Here is a 20,543-nt window from a genome sequence, read left to right on the forward strand (position 1 = left end):
CCGTTTCGATAAAAATCGAATGAATACGATATACTTTATTTTGCAAACTCGACTATTGAACGTGTGCGCGTGCGCGCACGGCTAAAAACTTTTTCGGAAATTGATATTTCCTGCAAAAGTTTTTATGGAGGAAAAGATGGGATTTTTTCGTTTTTTGAGGAATGACGTATTGAGCGTTCCCGCCGTGCTCGTCGGATTGGTAGCTTTAATCGGCTTATTGATCCAAAAAAAAGATGCGTCGGAATGCGTAAAAGGCTTTATCAAAAGTATTTTGGGATTTTTGGTACTTGGAGCCGGTGCATCGGTGATCGTCGGCGCCTTAGGCCATTTTTCGGGTATGTTTCAGTACGGCTTCCATATACAAGGAATCGTTCCGAACAATGAAGCCATCGTGTCCATCGCGCAAAAGTCGATGGGTTCCGAAATGGCGCTCATCATGTTTTTCGGCATGGTGGTAAATATTCTCATCGCCCGCTTTACGCCGTTGAAATACATATTCTTAACGGGACATCTTACCATTTACATGGCCATCCTGATCGCCGTCATCCTTTCCGTCGGCGGATTAAGCGGCTGGCTGCTTATCTTAGTCGGCTCGTTGATTTTGGGTTTTGTCATGGCCGTTTTCCCCGCGTGGGCGCAGCCCGTTATGCGGAAAATCACCGGAACGAACGATATCGCATTCGGACACTTCGGTATCTTCGGCTATATGACGTCTGCATACATCGGCAAACTCGTCGGTAAAGGTTCGAAATCGACCGAAGAAATTCAATTTCCCAAATGGCTCGGATTTTTCCGCGATACGCCCGTTGCGATTTCCGTAACGATGGGACTTATCTTTATCATCTCGGCCATCGTCGCAGGCCCCGAATACGTACAGACCAATGAAAGCGGCGGACAAAACTTTATCGTATTTTCGATTTTGCAATCCATCACTTTTGCAGGCGGCGTATATATCGTTTTGTCGGGCGTCCGCTTAATCCTCGGAGAAATCGTTCCGGCATTTACCGGTATTTCGCAAAAACTCGTACCGAATGCAAAGCCTGCTTTGGACTGCCCCGTCGTATTCCCCTATGCACCGAACGCGGTTCTCATCGGATTTTTGTCGAGCTTTTTGGGCGGTGTCTTGGGAATGCTGCTGTGCATCGTGTTTAAACTGCCGATCATCATTCCCGGCGTCGTTCCCCACTTTTTCTGCGGCGCTTCGGCCGGCGTTTTCGGCAACGCGACCGGCGGACGCAGGGGCTGCTTTTTCGGTTCGTTTATAAACGGCCTGTTGATTACATTCCTGCCGATCATACTCATGCCGCGGCTCGGAAATCTCGGCTTCGTCAGTACGACGTTCAGCGACGCGGACTTCTGTCTGGTCGGTATCGTCTTAGGCGGAATTATCAATATTTTCCACTGATTATCGGTATCATACGAACATTGGGGCTGTCGAAAAAGTAAGCGATTTCTGAAACAGCCCCGCTTGCTTTTATCGGCGCACGGTAACAACGCCTGCCGCATTTTTACATCTTGATCTCATTCGCCTGCAACGATATATTTCGGTTCGCTTGCGCTCTCTTCACTCCTCATCTTCGGGAAGTCGTTTTAAAAACCGTACGATAACCGGAAGCGATAAAAAACACGCAAGCACGTTTGCCGTACTCTGCGATATTTCAAGACCGAACAATTCCATCGTCACTGAGCATACGATAACGATCGGAACGAAGAGGACACCGCTTCGAAGCGAAGATATAAGGAGTGCTTTTCCCGCAAAGCCCGTCGACTGAAAAAGCATTTCACCGATGATCGACAGAGGCACGAAAGGAAGAGAAGCGCATGCGGCACGGAGCGCAAAGGCGCCGATCGAAACGACTTCTTCATCGTTCCGCATAGCGCGGACAAGCTCGGGTGCGAATATAAAAGCTGCAAGAGCGAATGCGGATAAAAAAACAGTTCCCATAACGGCGGCGGTAAAAAAAGCAGTGCGCACGCGGCTGTATTTTCCGGCTCCGTAGTTGAACGCGGATACGGGCTGAAATCCCTGCCCGATGCCGACGGCTACACAAAATAAAAAATTGGAAAGTTTTCCGACAATCGCCATAGCGGCGACCGCCGCATCTCCCCACACGGCCGCGCAGTTGTTGAGTACCATTGCGGAAATGCTGTGCAGTCCCTGCCGCGTCAAGCTTGGAGAGCCGACACGCCAAATGTCGAAACAGATTTCGCGCGAAGTTTTCGAAAACGCTTTTATCGAAAGGCGGCTCTGCGTCTTTCCGATCAAAAACATGGATATCAAAATAACGACGGCGATATATTGACTTATCATCGTCGCAAAACCCGCACCCGAAACGCCTCTGTGAAATACGCACACCATAAGCCAGTCGAGAAAGATATTGATAAGCCCGCCGCTGACAAGTCCGACCATCGCAAGAGCCGCCCTGCCCTCATAGCGTAAAATATTGTTCGTCACGCAGCCGACCGTCATCGCGGGAGCCGCAAGGAAAATCCAAAATGCGTATTCGCGCGCATAGGGCAAAATCGTATCGGTACTTCCGAAAAGGCGGCACAGCGGATCGATGCACAAAAAACCGAGGGCGATAAAAAGCAGTCCCGCCGCCAGTGCCAGAAAAAAACTCGTAGAGGCATAGACGGACGCTTCGTCAACTTCCTTTTTTCCGAGGTGCCGCGCGATATTGCTGCCCGCGCCGTGTCCGTGCATAAAACCGACCGCCTGAAAGATAGCCTGCAAACCGAAAACGACGCCGACCGCGGCGGACGCGCTCGTACCGACGAGGCCTACGAAAAACGTGTCGGCCACGTTGTAGATATTTGTGACGAGCATACTGACCGTCGTCGGAAAACCGAGCGAAAGCACAAGACGTGACGCGGGCGTTGCAGTCATTTTTTCATAGTAGCGGTTCCGGTCGATGTTCATAAAAATCAGTATAATCCGCTTTCGGAAAATGCACAATGCGAGTAGAATATCGGTATAAGTAAACACACGGCCGCACGCGCTGCAATTCTTTCCGTTATTTTGTCGTCATATTCATCACTCCGTCCCAATCGTCGGGGATGCCCTGCTTGAGGTAATCTTTGCAGCGTTCGGCAAACACGAGAGACGCTCCGTCGGCAGGATTCAGTTTATTCGCATTCATAAACATTTTTCCCGCCTTTTTAAAATCCCGTGCGAGGTATTTGTCGAGCGCTTCGTGAAATTCGTCGAGGGATGCAAGTTCATCCGGCGGCATTTCGCTTCTAAAGCCGAGTATATTGTACAGCTGCACGGGCTTATTGATCCCGACGACGCGCACTTTATCGAGCCTGCGGGAGACGAGCTCGCCTTTGTGTTCGCCCGAATCGGCTTCTTTCCACGTCGTTTCCGAAACGAGAATCCACGACTTGTAGATTTTATTGACGCCTTCAAGGCGGCTCGCGAGGTTTACGTCGTTGCCCATGATCGTGTAATTCATCTTCATGCTCGTACCCATGTTTCCGACGACCATATTGCCCGTATTGATGCCGATCCGCGTTTCGAGCTCGCGCGGGATGTCTCTGTGAGCAAGATGCTTTTCGTTGTACAATTTTTCCGCCTGCTTCATGCGCACGGCCGCCGCGCAGGCGCGGTATGCGTGGTCGGGCAAATCGATCGGAGCGCCGAAAAAAGAAACGATCGCGTCTCCGATGTATTTATCGATCGTGCCGTTGTAGCGCAAAATCGTATCGCTGAGCAAACCGAGGTACTCGTTTAAAATCGATACGAGCTGCGTCGGCGTGACGAGTTCGCTGAACGACGAAAACCCTTTGATATCGGAAAAGAGCGCCGTTATGTGTTTATCTTCTCCGCCGAGCGAAAGCTTTTCGGGATCTTCGACGATCGCGTTGACGACGTCTTTTGAAAGGTAGGTCGAAAACGCACGGCGCAAAAATCTTTTTTCGCGATCGCTGAGCGTAAAGCGCAAAATGATTCCCGCGACATATATGAAAAGCATAAAAAGACAGGAAGCGACGGGCGGAATATAATAACCCGGAACGATCATAAGAAAGACGAAGACGCTCACGATAAGAAAGACTGCGATGCCGGTTACGACATTCTGCATCATATCGGATCTGCCGTACGTGATAAACATGACAAAAAAGATTAACAAAAAGGCTGCGATCATGCCGTAATACCACGGAAACGGCGTGATAAAATCGCGCTGCAAAATCGTGTTCATAACGTTCGCGTGTGTGCCGACGTTCGGATAGCTTCGTGTAAACGGATTCGTTCCGAGATCGGTTGTGCTCGACGCGGTGTTTCCTATGATACAGTACGACGCGCGGTATACGTCTTTCATATCGTTTACGTACTGCCGGTAGGTTTTATAATTGTCGGCGAAGATACCGAATTGCTCTTTCATAACGTCGATAAAACCGTCGGCTTGCTCTTGCTGCAGTCCCGCTTTTAAAAGTTCTGCAATGCGCGCTTCGATCGAGCTCATATAGCCCGAGTCGATAAACAAACCGATATCGTCGTAAAAGGCTTCCCGCGCGGCAAAGTAGGATTCGTATTCGTTTGCGCTTATACCGTCGATGAGTTCGCCGTCTTCGTTAAAACCCGCGCAGCGAGCAAGCAGTACCTGCTTTTTTTCGTTAAGCGCTTTATATTGTTTTAATAATTTTTCCGCAGCTCCTATATAACTGAGCGCGCTTCCGTCCGGGGCGAGCAGTTCGTTGCCCCGTATATTGCCGAGCGTAGTAATAAGCGCCTCTTCGATAAAATCGAGATCTTTTAAAAAGACGACCGATTCGTTTTTAAACGATTTTCCCTGCTCCCTGTGCAGCCAGTTGATGAGCATGCGCCCGCGGCTGTCGAGCGGGATTTTTACGGTCGTCCGCTCCGATTCTCCGGGAAAAAGCGCGTTGAACACGATGAGCGAGTTCCGCGTGCGCTCGATGCGTTCTGCGTCGACTATATGCAAAAGCGGGGCAAAAGAAAGCTGAGCCGCGTATTTTCCGTCGTAATCGTAGAGTAGTTCGATTCGCCGCCGCGTGCCGTCGCTGTCGATGACGACGTTCGTAAAACCCGCTCCCGCCGCGTGCGCGATGAGCGTATGAAGCGCGGGAGAGAATCCCGTCTTTTGTCCGTTGTACTGTTCGTCGGACGTATATTGATGTCGCGCGGAATAAAACCGCCTGCATCGGTAACGTTCGAAAGCAAAATGCGTTTTTGCGCATACGCTTTGTCTTCGTCGGAAAGCGTAATCGCAACGTCGCGCGTATTTACCGTAAGCCACGTGTTGCCGAAAAATTGAATCGCCCTTGCAAAATAATCGTCGTTGTCGCGGTACATTTTCGATGCGATATCGGCCCGCATATTCGAAAGAGCCGGATCGATGTAATCGGCGATCATATCTTTCGTCACTGCCGGCAGCTCCGCGCGGGAAATGAAGCCGCGGCTCACCGATTCGGAAAGTTCGTTGATGACGCCGGTGATGTCGCTTCGGCCTGCCGAAATCGCCGCGTTCATATTTTCTTCGGCGTTCGGCGCCACCCCCCGCGGAGACGGCGAAAGGTATTCGACATCGAAAACGACGCTTTCCGCACCGAGTTCGCGTATACGCAAAAGACAATCGGCGATGATGTCGCGGCTCCACGGCCATTCGCCGAGCGCTTGAATCGACTCGTCGTCGATGTTAACGAATAAAATCTTTTCCGATTGCTTCGGCTCTCTTCGGAGGCTGAGCAAAAAATCGTACATACGGTAATCGAGTTTTTGAAAAAAACCGAAAACGCCGAGAGCCGAAAAAACGGCTGCCGTCACGACGAGGACGATAAAACCGAGTGATGTAAAAAAAGACGATCTTTTTTTTGTTTTCTTTTGCTGTGCCATATTGCCTTTCAGTATAGCACAAATTTACGCATCTGTCAGAGGGTCTGCCTCAAAAGTCGGTTACTTTTTCGACAACCCTGTCAGAAGCATATACGCTTTTTTTGCAGCCTTTTGTTCCGCTTCTTTTTTACTCTTTCCGCTTTCGGGACCGTATGCGACATTTCCGAGGTGCACCGTAACGGAAAACGTGCGGTCGTGATCGGGGCCTGTGACACTCACCGTTTCGTAGTGCGGACAGGCTTTCGTCTTTTTTTGATACAATTCCTGGAGCAGCGTTTTATAATCTTTCGAGCCGCGGTCGTCGTGCACTTTTTCAATTTCGGGGACGAGAAATGAAAGCACGTATTTTTCGGCAGCCGCATAGCCCGAGTCGAGAAAGTACGCACCGATAATCGATTCCATACAGTCGGCAAGAATCGCGGGTTTGTTCCTGCCGCCGCTGAGCTCCTCGCCGTGTCCCAAAACGAGCATTTTATCGATACCGAAGCGGAGCGCGATCGGCGCAAGCGTTTTTTCCGACACGACGACGGCTTTGATCCGCGCCAAGTCCCCTTCGGGATTGTCTTCGAAGGTTTTGTACAGGTATGAAGCCGCCGCGAGCCCCAGCACCGAATCGCCTAAAAACTCGAGACGTTCGTTGTTGACGGGACGTTTGTCGTCGCTTTCGTTCGAATACGAACGGTGGCGGAATGCAAGTTCGAGGAACGCAAGCTCGCGAAAGCGTAAGCCGAGCGGCTTGCAAAATGCAACGAGTTGTTTTTTACGTTCGGATGAAAAGCTTTGCCGTTTGCACATAATTCTGCAACCCTACATCATAAAAAAAACACAAGCGTTCAAGGCTTGTGTTTTATCATACGACATCCAAACGACTGCGTTATTTTTTCGCCTGTTCGGCTTTGATGAATTCGTACGCATCGCGGACGGTTTCGAATTCGTTCGCTTTGTCGTCGGGAATGCTTACACCCAATTCTTCTTCGATCGCGTAGACGAGCTCGTAAGTATCGAGGCTGTCCGCACCGAGATCTCCTCTGAAAGAAGAATCGAGGGTGATTTTGCTTTCATCGATTTCCAGTTTCTCGGCAATGAGTTTCTGGATTTTGTTGAATAATTCGTCCATGTTCATGCTCCCTGCATCAGCCGTTTGATTCCGGCATAATTACCTGACGTCCGCGGTAAAACCCGCATTTCGGACACACACGGTGCGGCTGCACAAGGTTTCCGCAGTTGTTACACGGAACAAGCTGCGGTGCCTCAAGATGCATATTCACACCCTGCCGTCTTTTCGTCACGGCTTTTGAAGTTTTTGATCTGGGTACTGCCATTATACTTAAACCTCGCTTTTTTCTGAATAACTGCGGTCAATAGTACAACAGTTTCCAGCCGAATGTCAATCTATTATAGCATTTTTCCGTTTTTAGTCAACGCTTTTATGCCAAGCTTTTTGCAGCAATCTCAAGAGCAATGCCCCCTTCCTGCTTCCGGGAATTTTTCTTTCAGAGCCGCTTCGACGATCGGCGGCACCATCGACGAAATATCGCCGTGATACTGCGCGAGCTCTTTTATCGAACTCGATTTAACGATGACGTAACGCTGCTCCGTCGGTATAAAAAGCGTTTCGATGTCGGGGTTCAGCATGTGATTCATCAGCGACAGATCGAATTCGTATGCGAAATCGTTCGTATTGCGAATACCGCGCAGCAATACGTTTGCGCCCGTTTTTTTCGCATACTGCGCGACAAGCTCGCTGCACAGGTGGAGCGTTACGTTCTCATACGGTTTGATAATTTCCTCCATCATGCGGTAACGTTCCTCTTTCGTAAAGAGGTACTGCTTGTTCGCGTTTACCGCGATGACGACATCGATCGTATCGAAGAGTTTGCTCGCTCTTTTGATAATGCTTAAATGCCCGTTCGTCGGCGGATCGAACGACCCGGGAAATACTGCTGTTGTCATACGATCATAGTAACGCGGATGCGGAAATTGTACAAGTGAAAAAATATAAGTAACGAAGTAGAACGTTTTTATATATGCTTTATATCACACGAGTTTTCGTCAATCCGAAGCCAAATCCGAAAATAATTTTCCCGCATCGATGCCGTTTATCGTTTCGCCCGGCGCATAGTGACCGAGAAGGCTCTTTCTGCCGTGCACCAAGTGTTCGGAGGTAATGCCGTGCTTGATCGAACTGTCGGCTTCGAGAAGGGCTGCAAGGTGATCGGAAAGGCGCACGAGACGGCCGTCGACGGGCTCAAAGGCGTCGCTGTTAAAACGACCGTTCAAATCTTCCCACGAAACCGCTTCGCTTTTTCCGTCCCGCCGTATACGGTTTACGAATTCGTCGTTCGTATAATAACGCAGTTCGTCGGCAAAAAAATCTTCCATGAGCGGAACAAGCTCCCTCCCTGCGATTTCGTCTTCGATGCGCTTTACGATGTCGGGAAGCGCATCGGTCGCCTGTTTTACAGGCGATATGATATCGCGAGTAACTGCTTCGGGCAAATCGTGAAAGAGCGCACTGAAAAAATTATTAATAATCCTTCTTCGGCACATTTCGATTCCGCTGCTTCGCGCGAGAAGCAGCGTCATGACCGCGACAAAATAGCTGTGACCGAGCACGTTCGTTTTCGGCACTCGCGGCGTTTGATTCCAGCGCGTTTGAAAGCGCAGCTGTTCCGTCTTCAATAAAAAATCGTAGGTCTTTTGATGCGTGAGCATCATCTGTAGCCCTTCCAAATCGAGGTAGGGTTGAATCTGCGCTTCGAGTTCCGTTTCGATCTTTACGAGGCGCTCCCTCTCGTTGACGACGGAAAGCATTTGCAGTTCGCGCATCGTCGAATACTTGTGCGCCGCCTGAAGCACGCGGTAGGATGCCGTAAGAGATGCGGGAATCGAAAGCGTTTCCGCTTTTTGTCCGACATAGATCGTAAAGCGGGAAAAGAGTTCGTCGTCGTTTATGAGCGGTCGGTACTGCGAAAGCACCCATTCGTCGAGCCTTAAGTATTCGGCGGTGTATTCTTTTTTTAACAAACGCTGCACCGGCGCTTTTATATCGCACAGGGAAATCTTTCGAAGCAGGTCGAACAGAGAGGCATAGGCCATCCATTCCCAATCGATCGAAACGCCTTTGTGCTCTTCGAATTTTCCGATGACGTAAGCGATGATCATCTTTTCGCCGGCTTTGTCCATTTCGATTAAATCGAAAGGCCGGATCAAATCGTTCCAGCGCTGAATGGAAAATCCTTCGAAAATTTTGAGGGCGAGCGCTTTATTGATCATTAGGAACTTGAACCCGCCTTTTGATCGGCGTCCATTTTATCTTTCCAGATGACGGCCTTTTTTTTGATATCTTCGGCGTTTGTCTTATCGCCGATCGCAAGACAGAGTTTGTGGCGCGCAAGCAGAAATTTGATCGCATTGCGCATATCGTCGATGCGCCTCGTCGAAAGCTCATATTTATCGCGATAGCCGTTTGCCGAAGCGTCGAGCAGTTTTTGCAGTTTGCGTATGTACAGCACCGTCGTTTCGTAATCGACAGAGCTCGGTTCAAAATAATCGCGCGCGCCCTTTTTCATGTCGATGAGATTTTTTGCAACGGCGGCAAATCGTCCTTCGAGTTCGACGAACGACCACTTCCATTTGCTGTTTTCGCCGAACGCATCTTTTAAAAGCCGTATGGCAAGACCGAGCTTTCGAATAAGCAGATAGCGCTTTGCAAGCGGCGTATTCGCGATGTTTTCCCATTTTGACGAAAGTTCGGAATACGGCACATCGATAAAATTCGTTACGATATCTTCGAGATAGATGATTGCACGGTAAAGCGTTTTGCGCGATTCGTTGAGCGCGTCGTTATTTTTTATTTCGAGTATTTTCAGCGACAAACTGTTTTCCGCCATGTAGAGGCTCGAAACGAAAACCATGTCTTCGGCAAGCTGCAGCTTTTTATACGCTTCGCCCGCGTGGTCGCTTTTCATGAGGTCGATGAACGTTTTTTCTTTTGCAAGCAGATCGTCGATCTGTTTTTGATAGGGTTGTATCGCTTCGGCAAGCTGCCCTCGCGTCGTCTCCGATATCTTTGCCATACTGTCCTCCGAATAAAAGCTTGAAGCGAACGAACATCAGTGCGCACCCGTCCGAAGATTTTTACCGAACGCTGCCGAATCGTTCGAGCATCGACCGCGCGTGTTCGAGCGATTCGCTCGAATTTTCTCCGGAAAGCATACGCGCGATCTCTTTTATGCGCTCATCACCCCGAACGCTTGTACAGCGCGACGACGTCTTTCCGTCCGCCACGCCTTTTTCAATCTTTATCTGATTATCGGCATAAACGGCAATACTTGCAAGATGCGTTATGCACAATATCTGTCGGTTTTTTGCAAGATTTTTGAGATGACTGCCGACCGACACCGCGACTTCCCCTCCGATGCCCGTGTCGATTTCATCGAAGACGAGAGTTTCGACGGGATCGGTTTCGGCGAAGATCGTTTTAAGGGCGAGCATGACGCGGGAAAGCTCTCCTCCCGACGCGATTTGAGCGAGCGGTAAAAGCGGAGAGCCGGGGTTCGCGCTTATCAAAAATTCGACGTTGTCCATGCCGTAGGGGCCGCATTTTTGCACCGCGCCGCTTCCGGGCTTTTCTTCGACGCGCACCGAAAAGCGAGTACCTTTCATGCCGAGTTTTGCAAGCACCGATTCGACTTCCTTCGACATCGCCTCGCCCGCAGCCTTTCGTTTTTCGGAAAGCGCTTTTGCGGCCGTATAGACGCGCCGCTCGGTTTCCGCCGCCTCTTTTTCCAGAGATGCTTTATCGGCTTTTCCCGCGCCGAGCCGTTCGAGATTTTCTTCGGCTTCCGCCGCATACTGCAAAACTTCGGAAAGAGGAGCGGACGGGGACGATGCGTATTTTTTCTTTAAATTGTAGATAAGAGAAAGACGGTCCTGTACTTCGGCGAGGCGTGCGGGATCGTAGACGAGCTTGCCTTTATACGCGGAAAATTCTTCGGCAATATCGGACACTTCGTAAAACGCCGATTCCACGCGCGAATCCAAATCGGAAAGCGTTTTATCCATTTCGAGCGCATGAGATGCGTCGCGCCGCACTTGCTTTAAAATCGACACGGCTGAAGTTTCGTTGTCGGAAAGCATGTTCGTAATCGCGTCGATGTCGGAAGCGAGCTTTTCGTAAGACGAAAGCCTCCCCTCCTCTTCAGAAAGCAGGGCGTCTTCATCGGCTTTGAGTTTTGCTTCGTTTATTTCGTGTACTGCGAACGAATACATTTCGATTTTCCGAGAACGCTCTTCGCTCGACGCGTTGAGTTCGTCGAGGAGTTTCCGCTTTTCGACGAGTTCGGCGTACAACGCGGTAAAGCGCCGCACGTCTTCGGTGATGCCCGCCCTCGCGTCGAGAAAAACGCGGTGGCGGGGAACTTTCATAAGAGACTGGTGTTCGTGCTGACCGTGGATGTCGACGAGAAGTGCCGAAAAAGAGGCCAAGTCGGCTCTCGTAACGGGCGTACTTTGAATCCACGCGGACGACTTTCCCGAATCGCGGAGCGTGCGGCGCACAAGCACGCGACTGTCATCGCTTTCGATACCGTGTTCCAAAAGCCACGCTTCGGCAGTAACAGCTTCTTCACCGTCGGAAGTTGCGTCCGTTTTCGGCACATCGTTTTTGGCGCGGCCGTCTCCGTCTGTTCCGCCGAGCAAAAAGGTTCCCGTCACCGACGCTTCGTGAGAGGGGCTTCGGATCATCTGAGCGTCCGCCTTTCCGCCGAGCAAAAACGACAGGGCGCCGATGAGGATCGATTTACCTGCGCCCGTTTCTCCCGAAAGCACGGTAAAGCCGCGCGGAAATTCTATCGAAACCGAATCGATGAGCGCAAAATCTTTAATCGTCAGGTCTTCGAGCATGCGGCCCTCCCGACCAATTCAATTTTGAACGAAGCGCGCTGCAAAACTTTTCCGTCGTGCAGCCCGCAAGCTTTACTTTGTGCGCGGCTTTCCGTACGGTGATGACGCTTTCAGCTTTCAGCGCAAAAGGCGTCTGCCCGTCTACGGTGATAAGCGCCGCCTCTTTCCGCACCGAAAGGAGCTTTATGCACACTTCTTCGCGCGGATCGAGCACGATGGGACGCGATGAAAGCGAAAAGGCGTTTATCGGAGTAAGAATAATCGCATCGAGTTCAGGATCGACGATCGGCCCGCCTGCAGACGCCGAATACGCGGTCGAACCGGTGGCCGTACTGACGATGATGCCGTCCGTTTTAAAAACGCCGAGCGGCACGCCGTCGTAGGATACTTCAAGTGAAACGGTTTTTGCAGCCGTATCCGCGCTGACGACGACATCGTTTAAGGCGACGGCGGAAAAATCCCCGCGCAAACCGCGCGAAAACGAAACTTCGAGCATACTCCGCTCGCCGACGAACATATCTCCCGCTAAAAAAAGCTCGAGCTTTTCTTTCCATTCGTTTTTTTCGATGCTCGCGATAAAACCGAATTCACCCAAATTGACGGGGAATACGGGAATGCCGAGAGATGCGCAGCCGCGGGCGGCAAAGAGCACCGTGCCGTCGCCGCCGAGCGTTACCGCAAAATCCGAGTCGGAAAACGGATTGGCATCGCTGAAACCGTCAAAGCGGTAGAGCGACGATGCTATGTTCTTTTCCGCCAAAAAGCGCTTGATTTCATTTCCGAGCGCCTGCGATTCGGGTTTTGACGTGTTGACGACGATACGGCACTTTTCCATACGGCTCCCGCTCACGGCAGCGTGCCGAGCACTTTGACGATCTGCGCCGTTTCGGCATGCGTGAGCCGCGGATAGAGCGGAAACAAAACGCAGCGCAGGCTGAGCGATTTCGCGCGGATGCACGACGGAGAAAGCGCTTCATCGCGGAGCGCAATAACCGAATATTCGAAAGCGCGGGCGATTTCAATGCCTTTGCGGTCGGTGTACTGCTTAACGTCTTTGTACGCGCTCGAAAGGACGAGCGGAAACGTACACATCGTCGACGCGCCGTCGAAATCGCGCACGAGCATTTTATGCCTGCCCGACATACAGGCACGCTGAAAAAGCGTAAAGATTTCTTTGCGTTTTTCTTCGTTTTTATTGAATTCGCGGAGTTCGACCCACGCAAGGGCGGCATTTAAATCGGGGAGCAAATCCGTAAGAGGCGCTTCGTCGGTGTATTTTTTAAGCGGAATCCAATCCCGCCTGCTTCCCGCCATGACGACAGCTCCCCCGCCTGCGGTGACGACATCGCGCTCTTCGAGGCTCAAAATGGCAAACACGCCGTATAAGCCCGCCCTCGCGCGCGCGGCTTCGGCAGGCGTACGCTCCGTCCCCTCCGGCGCGGGAATCGTTGCACCCGCGCTCTGTGAAATATCTTCTATGACGGGAATACCGAGAGAAACGATCGCGTCCATATCGGGCATAATGCCGTTCGTTTCGTGCAGGAGGAGAATGCGTCCGCCTTTTTTGATCCCCTCGGAAACGATATCCGCCGTTACGAGAGCGGTCGCTTCATCGACGTCGAGCACGAGCGGCGTATAGCCGAAATCTTCGAGGGCGAGTATCTGCCACGAAGGGGCAAGAGCGGAAATCATGACGGTCGTACCCCGTTCGGCGCCGAGCGCTTTCATCGCGTATTTCAGCGCGATGGACGGACTTCTCACGGCAACGGCACCGTCGCATTTGAAAAATTCTTTGACCGATTGGATAAAACGCGCGTTCATCTCGCCCGGTCCGATCTTTTCGTCGACCATGCAGGTAAGCACGGCGTCCATCTCTTTCCGTCTGATCGTTGTGCTGTATGTTCGAATCATCGCCGTCCGTTAAAAATCGACAATCTTTTGCAGTTCTTTCGGATTGAACAGTTTGTGTATGTCGAGCATGATGAGGTAGGTGCCGTTGTCGGAGCGGATAACGCCTTGAATATATTCGGAGCCGATACCGCTGAACATTTGCGGAGGTTCTTTTATATCTTCGGCCGTCACCGGAACGACGCGCGCGACACGGTCGATGATGATGCCGATTTTATTGTTTTCGATACTGAGGATAATAAAACCGCCTTCGATATCGGCATCGATATCTTCGTCACGCGGCGATTTCAGCCGAAAGCGTTTGTGCAGATCGATGATCGGAATGATTTCTCCGCGCAGATTGATAATTCCTTCGACGTAATACGGTGCATTCGGGATGGGACGCACATCCTGTATTTTTACGATTTCCTTTACATCCATGATATCGACACCGTATATTTCATCACCGAGCTGAAACGTCACGAGTTGAAATTGGGAATCTTCTCCGGCCATATGCGCTCCTTGAAAACTGTTCTCGTCATCATATACTATATTTGCACATTTTGCAACATTCAATCCGCGATAAATAGAGTTACGGCGGACACTTTTTCGGCTCCGGCGGATTTTAAAACGGCGGCGCAGCTTTCGAGCGTTACACCCGTAGTAAAAAGATCATCGATGATGCACATGTTTTTCGGCACCTTGCCGCCGAAACGCTTGAGTTCCCTTTTGAACGCTTTTTCGGATTTCAACGCATATATTTTTCCGATCGATTCGAGTCTCGCTTCCCGTCCGAGCCGCTTTTGTTCGCCTGTCGTACGGCGTTCGAGAATCCGGCATACTTCATACCCGTAGCTGTATTCGAGAAAACGGCAAAGTTCTTCGATCTGATCCCAGCCTTTTTTGCGGATCTTTCCCGGACGCGGCGGTACCGGAACGACGACAAACGCACCCGGCAGAGTTTTAAGGGCTGAAGCTGCGCGTGCGGCAAAAAACGGCGAGAGGGCGCGTTCTCCTTGTATTTTCCAGCGGAACAAAAGCACGCTGTTCCACAAACGATACGAATAGAGGGGGAAAACGGCATCCGTATGTACCAAAAGACGCTCCCGCCTGCAGCGCATACATACGCCGCGCTCGGATATGAGCGTTTTACCGCACACCGAACACCGCTCTCCCCCTCCGCAAGGAGGCTTCGCAAAACACCGCTTTTCGCACTCGCCGCACAGAGGAATCACTCCCGCCTGCCCTCCGCAGACCGCACAAGCGTTTCCGCCGGCAACAAAGGACAGGGCTAAGCGCATGGCGTACACTGCCCTTTCTTTCAATGCAAAAACGAAGCGTTTCACGCCTTATATATCGCGCACACTTTGCATTTTTACGCGTTTTTTTTAATTATTCGGACGAAACTATTCGGACGAAACCGGTTTGCTATCCCGCCTTCCGTGATTCGCTCACGCTCTGCGTCCTCGCTTCGCTCCGGTCGCCGAGTCACTCCAGGCGGGCGTACGTTATTCCCCGTTTCTTCCGTAGAACTTGCTTAAAAACGCAAGAGAGGCGGCCGCTTTGTCGGAGAGCGCATTCTCATCCATACGCCACATCCAATTTCCGCCCGTCGTCGACGGCGTATTCATACGCGCGCCGTTGTCAAGAGCAAGAATATCCTGCAGCGGGATGACGGCGTACGAAGCGATCGACGCGAACGCTTCCCTTACGAGTTTTCCGCACAATTCGCCGCTTGTGACCATTGTCCGAGCGTCTTTATCCGAAAGCGGCTTACCGCACACATATTCGGCAACACAGCGCACGACATCGCCGCCTTCTCGGAGGAGCCAGCCCTGCAGCGTATCGTTGTCGTGCGTACCGGTATAGACGACGCAGCGCGTACTTTCGTATTCGTGCGGCAAAAAAGCGTTCGTCATGCCTCCGCGTCCGGCTTCTTCGGGATCGAAAGCGAACTCGAGCACTTTCATGCCGGGAAAACCGCACGCATCGCGGAGCGCGCGCACTTCGTCGGTAATGACGCCCAAGTCTTCCGCAATGATAGGGATATCGCCGAGAGATGCTTTGACGGCGGCAAAAAAATCCGCGCCGGGGCATTTCACCCACATACCCTTTACGGCGGTCTCCTCTCCGTACGGAACCGACCAATAAGATTCGAAGCCGCGGAAGTGATCGATGCGGATGCAGTCGACGAGAGAGAGCATGCGGCGGATGCGCGAAATCCACCACGCGTATCCGTCCTTTTTCATCGCATCCCAATCGTAAAGCGGGTTTCCCCACAGCTGCCCCGTCGCCGAAAAATAATCGGGCGGCACTCCCGCTACCCGCGTCGGAATGCCGTTTTCATCGAGTTGAAACAGTTTTTGATTCGCCCACACGTCCGCCGAATCGGGGGCGACAAAGATCGGAATATCGCCGATGATGTCGATGCCGAGGGAATTGGCATAGCGCTTCAAGTCGCCCCACTGCACTGCAAAGAAAAACTGTATCGCTTTAATAATTTCGATTTTTTCCGCGTGTTCATCTTTCCACTGCTCGACCGCTTGCGGCTCGCAGGATGCAAGCTCTTTCGGCCACGAGTTGTTCCACATCGCATTCGCTCCGTCCGAATTTCCACCCTGCATTTTCGCTTTTTCCTCGAAAAAGTTTTTTACGCTCATAAAGACGGCGTAAGTGTCGAGCCACGCTTCGTTGTCGTTTTTAAAAGATGCGAAAGTATTTCGGTCGGCGTCGTTTGCGTGCGACAAAAAATAAAGAGCGCATTTCGAAAGCGCAGGGAGCTTCCACCAAACAACCGAGCCGAAATCGACCGGCCCGTCGGAGCGTATATAATCGGGCGGAACCGTATCGTCCGTACACGCCCAGCCTCTTTCGACAAGCAATTCAAAATCGACGAGGAGCGGATTTCCCGCAAAAGTTGAAAACGATGCGTACGGAGAATCGCCGTAACCGGTCGGTCCGAGCGGCAGTATCTGCCACAGCTTTTGGTTCGAACGATGCAGCCAATCCGCAAAACGATATGCGCTCTTTCCGAGCGTTCCGATACCGGGACTTCCCGAAAGGGATGTCGGATGCAGCAGGATGCCGCTTTTTCGTGTAAATGTCATGCCTTGATTTTACTTTTTTTGTACTTCATCCGCAAGCAGATAATCGTCGCGGGCGATCATCCACGGAGCCTTTTCCTTTATCGATTTCATGTCGATGCCGGAAACGAGCCTTTCGATGGATGTGAGCAGATCTTCCAGCTTGTCGAGCGTATTTTGTATATAGATAAAATAATAGACGCTCGTTCCCTTTTTATGGCTCGTGATGATACCCGTGTCTTTAAGTATCTTCAAGTGATGAGAGATTGCCGGACGGGAAAGATGCGTCTTTGCGGTGATCGCCGCCACATCCATACCGTCGAGCCCCGCTTCCGCGAGGATGAGAACGATGCGCTGCCTCATTTCATCTCCGAGCGCGGTAAAATACGGCTTACACACGAGAAATTTTTTCCAAATCCGCTGAACTTCAGTACGAAAATTTTTAACCATAGCGACCGGCTTTATTCGATTGCAAAAAACGCATTTCAATCGATTTATCAATTATCAGTTTAAACGTTTATTCGTTTAAGTATATGATACAGTATATATCTATCGGCACGCTTTGTCAACAAAAAAAGATCAGTCTCAAAAATCGAATCGTTTTTTCAACGCCCCGTTTTAATCCGTCTTTTTTTTGCCGCACCCTATTGACTTTTCAAAGCGGCTTTATTAGTATTTGTTTATGTGTTTAAGAACTTAAACGAAAGAACTCACAGATAAACACAAGGAGGCTCCATGCAGCGATTTTTTAAGCACCCGCGAATCATCATCATCGCCTGCCTTGCCGTCACGGGCATACTCGGCATTCAGCTCAAAAACATAAAGCTCGACAATTCGGTCAGACAATTTTTTCCGCACAAGCACGCATCCTACACGCGTCTCATCGACACGGAAGATATGTTCGGCAGTACCGTCGTCATCGGCGTTTCGCTCGAAACGGACGGAGATTCCATCGTCACGCCGGAAAACATCGCAATTATCGACCGCATTACGACCGAAATCGAAGCGCTTGAAAACGTGGAAAGCGTCGACTCGCTCACGAACATCGACTTTATCTACGGAAAGGACGATGCGCTCATTGCGGGAAACCTTATCGGCGTCGAACGCAAAAACGGGCTTTTGCCGCCGCTCACCGACGAGCAGGCGGAAACGGTAAAGCGAAACGTAAACGATTGGGACGATATGTACCGCCGCGTCATCCTCTCCGACGACGGGAGAGCGGCTCAAATGCAGATCATCTTAAAATCGAACAATCACCCCGATCCGAATGAAGTACACGAATCGGATGAAGCCGTGAGACAGCGGACGCTCAATGCGATCCGCGATATCGCAGGCAAAGCGACGGAACACACGAATCTCAACGTCATCTATTACGGAGATCCCGTCCTCACCGAAAGCTCGAGAAAATTCATGCTGAGCGATTTGAAAAATCTCATTCCCCTCGTAGTCGTCGTCGTATTGATCACGCTGTTTTTAAGCTTTAAAACGCTCGACGGAACGCTGCTCCCGCTCATCGCCGTACTCATGGCGACGATATGGACGTGCGGCACGATGGCGGCATTGGGCTTTACGTTTACGATCGTCACGAGCATTATCCCCGTCGCGCTCATCGCGTGCGGGTCGGCATACGGTATCCACGTGCTCACGCACTACTACGTAGCTCTCGACGATGCGCTCGAAAAAGGAGGTACGCTCACAAAAGAGATACACAAAGCGCTCATCATCGAAAGCCTCAAAGACGTGTTCGTTGCGGTGTTCCTTGCGGCACTCACGACGGCAATCGGCTTTATTTCGCTCGTTACAAGCCCCATCGGGCCGCTCCACAGCTTTGCGATATTCACCGCACTCGGCATCGCCTTTTCATTGATCCTTGCAACGACGTTTATCCCCGCGCTGCTCATGATAAAAAATCCGGAAAAGGTCGGCTACCGCTCGAAGCGCTTTACACAAGCGGAAGCAAAAGTCAAAGCGAAAATCGAAGCGAAGCGGACGGGATCGCACCGCTCAAGCGAAACGCTGTACGGTATCTACAGCTTTTTTTGCGGCTCTAAACCGCGCATATATCTGTTCTGTACGCTCATCGTGCTGTTTTCCGCGGTCGGTCTTTCGCGCCTGCACATCGATACCGCGCTCATCAGCTATTTTCCGTACATGTCGAAACTGCGGCAGGACGTCTACTACGTCGACGAGCGTTTTGCCGGCACGAATACCGTATACATGATCGTCAAAGGGCCGGTACAAAAAGACGAAAACGGAAACGACGTGCTCGACGAAGACGGAAAGCGCATGTACGTTGCGGGAAGCATGACAAAACCGGAAATATTAAAACCGCTCGACGATATGCAAACCTATCTGCTCGACAACTTCGACAGCGTCGGAAAAATCGTTTCGTTTACGACGTTTATAAAACGCATGAATCAAGTCATGCACGTTCCGGCGGCGGAAAACGTTTCCGACGAAAGCGCATCCCTGATCGCCGATGACGGCTTCGGAAGCGGAGATTTCGGCAGCGACTTCGGTTCAAGCGATTTCGGTTCGAACGATTTCGGAAATGACTTTGCCGCAAGCGATTTCGGAGGAGATTTCGGTTCTTCTTCCGCACCCGAAACGGAAGCGCCGGTCGATTTTATCGATCCGAATATAGAATATGCGCGAAAACTTTCCGAAAAGATGTCGGTACGGGATATGCTCGATATGCTTTCTGCAGCGTATGTAGAAGCCGGCGGGCAGCACGCGACCGTCGAAAAAATCGTGTCCGCCCTCGAAAAGAAATTCAATTACAACGGAATCGATTATTACGAAATCCCCGACGACGTAAAAAAATATCCCGCGGCAAACCGCGAAGCGCTTTCCGACCTCGTGTCGCAGTATCTGCTCCTCTTTTCGGGTTCGCTCGACCGCTTTGCAAATAACCAGCTCCAGCCGTCGGTTTTGCGCACGCAAGTGCAATTCCGTTCTCACAGTACGGATGACATCACGCACTTTATCGATACGGCGAGCGACTATGCGCAAAAGCATTTTCCCGAAGGCTATACGGTCGAATTCACCGGGCCGGGAGAAATGGAAGCGACGATGACCGATATGGTCATTTCGAGCCAGCTCAAATCGCTGCTCTTTTCGCTCATCTGCGTGTTCATCGTCATCGCCGTTTCGTTCCGCTCCGGCTGGGCGGGACTGCTCGGCACCGTACCGCTCGCGTTTACCATTTTGCTCAACTACATGGTCATGGGATTTTCCGGAATCAAGCTCGACCTCGTGACGAGCATTCTCGCGTCGGTCGCGATAGGTGTCGGCATCGACTATACGATTCACTTTCTCGAAACGTACCGCGCCGAACGTTCGCTCACGCGCGACGGAAAAGACGCGGCAAAGCGGACGTTCAGAAAAAGCGGCATCGGTATCATCACGAACGCGCTCGCCGTCGGACTCGGTTTTCTCGTGCTCTATTTTTCGCAATTCGTCGTACTCCGCTTTATCGGCATCCTCGTCGCGATCGTCATGTTCACAAGTTCGGCGCTCGCGATGACGATCATTCCGGGATTCCTCGTCGCCTACGATCCGAAATTCATACGAGCGAAAAAGGAGGTCGAACGCGATATCGGCGAAAACGACACGGAATAGGAAATAAGAAAGTTTTTATCAGGAGGACGATCCGAAGCGCCGTCTGAAATATCGCCGCCGCTTCGGATCTCGAGTTTGCGCGGATGTTTGCGGAAGATAGGTACACGCATCGTTTTGATGGAAATCGAATGAATACGATACAGTATATTTTCGCAAACTCGATTATTAAACGTGTGCGCGTACGCGCACGA

18 protein-coding genes are annotated in these 20,543 nt (G+C 51.2%); 2 read left to right on the forward strand and 16 right to left on the reverse strand.

Annotated elements, in window-relative coordinates:
- The first annotated feature begins 136 nt into the window (after positions 1–136).
- Positions 137–1,405, forward strand: coding sequence for a PTS ascorbate transporter subunit IIC (locus HMPREF0860_RS08490; RefSeq protein ID WP_038082373.1), 1,269 nt, complete (start codon positions 137–139; stop codon positions 1,403–1,405).
- A gap of 159 nt (positions 1,406–1,564) precedes the next feature.
- Here the strand turns inward: HMPREF0860_RS08490 and HMPREF0860_RS08495 are convergent, their stop codons facing one another.
- The 16 genes from HMPREF0860_RS08495 to HMPREF0860_RS08565 form a co-directional block, all read right to left on the reverse strand.
- Positions 1,565–2,920 (reverse strand): MATE family efflux transporter, encoded by a 1,356-nt coding sequence (locus HMPREF0860_RS08495; RefSeq protein ID WP_038080696.1) that lies wholly within the window; start codon positions 2,918–2,920, stop codon positions 1,565–1,567.
- A gap of 94 nt (positions 2,921–3,014) precedes the next feature.
- Positions 3,015–5,030 carry an adenylate/guanylate cyclase domain-containing protein gene (locus HMPREF0860_RS13330; RefSeq protein WP_231364310.1) on the reverse strand — a complete coding sequence of 672 codons (2,016 nt, stop codon included), beginning with the start codon at positions 5,028–5,030 and terminating at the stop codon, positions 3,015–3,017.
- Positions 4,934–5,854 (reverse strand): CHASE2 domain-containing protein, encoded by a 921-nt coding sequence (locus HMPREF0860_RS14145; RefSeq protein WP_021329865.1) that lies wholly within the window; start codon positions 5,852–5,854, stop codon positions 4,934–4,936. Before HMPREF0860_RS14145 ends, HMPREF0860_RS13330 begins: the two co-directional genes overlap by 97 nt.
- A 60-nt stretch (positions 5,855–5,914) precedes the next feature.
- A complete protein-coding gene (gene rnc, locus HMPREF0860_RS08510; RefSeq protein ID WP_021329884.1) occupies positions 5,915–6,649 on the reverse strand; it encodes a ribonuclease III in 735 nt (244 codons plus the stop codon).
- 79 nt (positions 6,650–6,728) lie between these two features.
- Positions 6,729–6,971 (reverse strand): acyl carrier protein, encoded by a 243-nt coding sequence (gene acpP / locus HMPREF0860_RS08515; protein ID WP_016520105.1) that lies wholly within the window; start codon positions 6,969–6,971, stop codon positions 6,729–6,731.
- 16 nt (positions 6,972–6,987) lie between these two features.
- On the reverse strand, positions 6,988–7,176 hold the full coding sequence (gene rpmF / locus HMPREF0860_RS13610; protein ID WP_021329883.1) for a 50S ribosomal protein L32: 189 nt from the start codon (positions 7,174–7,176) through the stop codon (positions 6,988–6,990).
- A 130-nt stretch (positions 7,177–7,306) separates the two neighbouring features.
- On the reverse strand, positions 7,307–7,807 hold the full coding sequence (gene coaD, locus HMPREF0860_RS08520; RefSeq protein ID WP_021329870.1) for a pantetheine-phosphate adenylyltransferase: 501 nt from the start codon (positions 7,805–7,807) through the stop codon (positions 7,307–7,309).
- Between the two features lie 99 nt (positions 7,808–7,906).
- Positions 7,907–9,130 (reverse strand): HD domain-containing protein, encoded by a 1,224-nt coding sequence (locus tag HMPREF0860_RS08525; RefSeq protein WP_021329875.1) that lies wholly within the window; start codon positions 9,128–9,130, stop codon positions 7,907–7,909.
- Entirely contained in the window at positions 9,130–9,933 is an 804-nt protein-coding gene (locus HMPREF0860_RS08530; RefSeq protein ID WP_021329858.1) for a hypothetical protein, read from the reverse strand. Before HMPREF0860_RS08530 ends, HMPREF0860_RS08525 begins: the two co-directional genes overlap by 1 nt.
- A 61-nt stretch (positions 9,934–9,994) precedes the next feature.
- A complete protein-coding gene (recN, locus tag HMPREF0860_RS08535) occupies positions 9,995–11,761 on the reverse strand; it encodes a DNA repair protein RecN (RefSeq protein WP_021329860.1) in 1,767 nt (588 codons plus the stop codon).
- Complete coding sequence (locus HMPREF0860_RS08540; protein ID WP_021329876.1) at positions 11,739–12,596, reverse strand: NAD(+)/NADH kinase; 858 nt, start codon at positions 12,594–12,596, stop codon at positions 11,739–11,741. The genes recN and HMPREF0860_RS08540 overlap by 23 nt, the downstream gene beginning before the upstream one ends.
- Before the next feature lie 11 nt (positions 12,597–12,607).
- Positions 12,608–13,672, reverse strand: coding sequence for a DegT/DnrJ/EryC1/StrS family aminotransferase (locus HMPREF0860_RS08545; RefSeq protein WP_021329873.1), 1,065 nt, complete (start codon positions 13,670–13,672; stop codon positions 12,608–12,610).
- Between the two features lie 9 nt (positions 13,673–13,681).
- Complete coding sequence (locus HMPREF0860_RS08550; protein ID WP_021329879.1) at positions 13,682–14,161, reverse strand: chemotaxis protein CheW; 480 nt, start codon at positions 14,159–14,161, stop codon at positions 13,682–13,684.
- 59 nt (positions 14,162–14,220) lie between these two features.
- Positions 14,221–14,994: a ComF family protein gene (locus HMPREF0860_RS08555; RefSeq protein WP_021329887.1), complete on the reverse strand. Its 774-nt coding sequence runs from the start codon at positions 14,992–14,994 to the stop codon at positions 14,221–14,223.
- A gap of 162 nt (positions 14,995–15,156) precedes the next feature.
- Positions 15,157–16,755, reverse strand: a complete 1,599-nt coding sequence (gene malQ, locus HMPREF0860_RS08560) for a 4-alpha-glucanotransferase (protein WP_021329872.1) — start codon at positions 16,753–16,755, stop codon at positions 15,157–15,159.
- Between the two features lie 9 nt (positions 16,756–16,764).
- On the reverse strand, positions 16,765–17,181 hold the full coding sequence (locus tag HMPREF0860_RS08565) for an ArsR/SmtB family transcription factor (protein ID WP_021329891.1): 417 nt from the start codon (positions 17,179–17,181) through the stop codon (positions 16,765–16,767).
- Positions 17,182–17,466: 285 nt separating this feature from the next.
- On the opposite strand from HMPREF0860_RS08565, the gene HMPREF0860_RS08570 reads away from it, so the two are divergent.
- Complete coding sequence (locus HMPREF0860_RS08570; RefSeq protein WP_021329869.1) at positions 17,467–20,352, forward strand: efflux RND transporter permease subunit; 2,886 nt, start codon at positions 17,467–17,469, stop codon at positions 20,350–20,352.
- Positions 20,353–20,543: the final 191 nt, after the last annotated feature.

The sequence above is a fragment of the Treponema socranskii subsp. socranskii VPI DR56BR1116 = ATCC 35536 genome (genome assembly GCF_000468115.1).
GTDB lineage: Bacteria > Spirochaetota > Spirochaetia > Treponematales > Treponemataceae > Treponema_D > Treponema_D socranskii.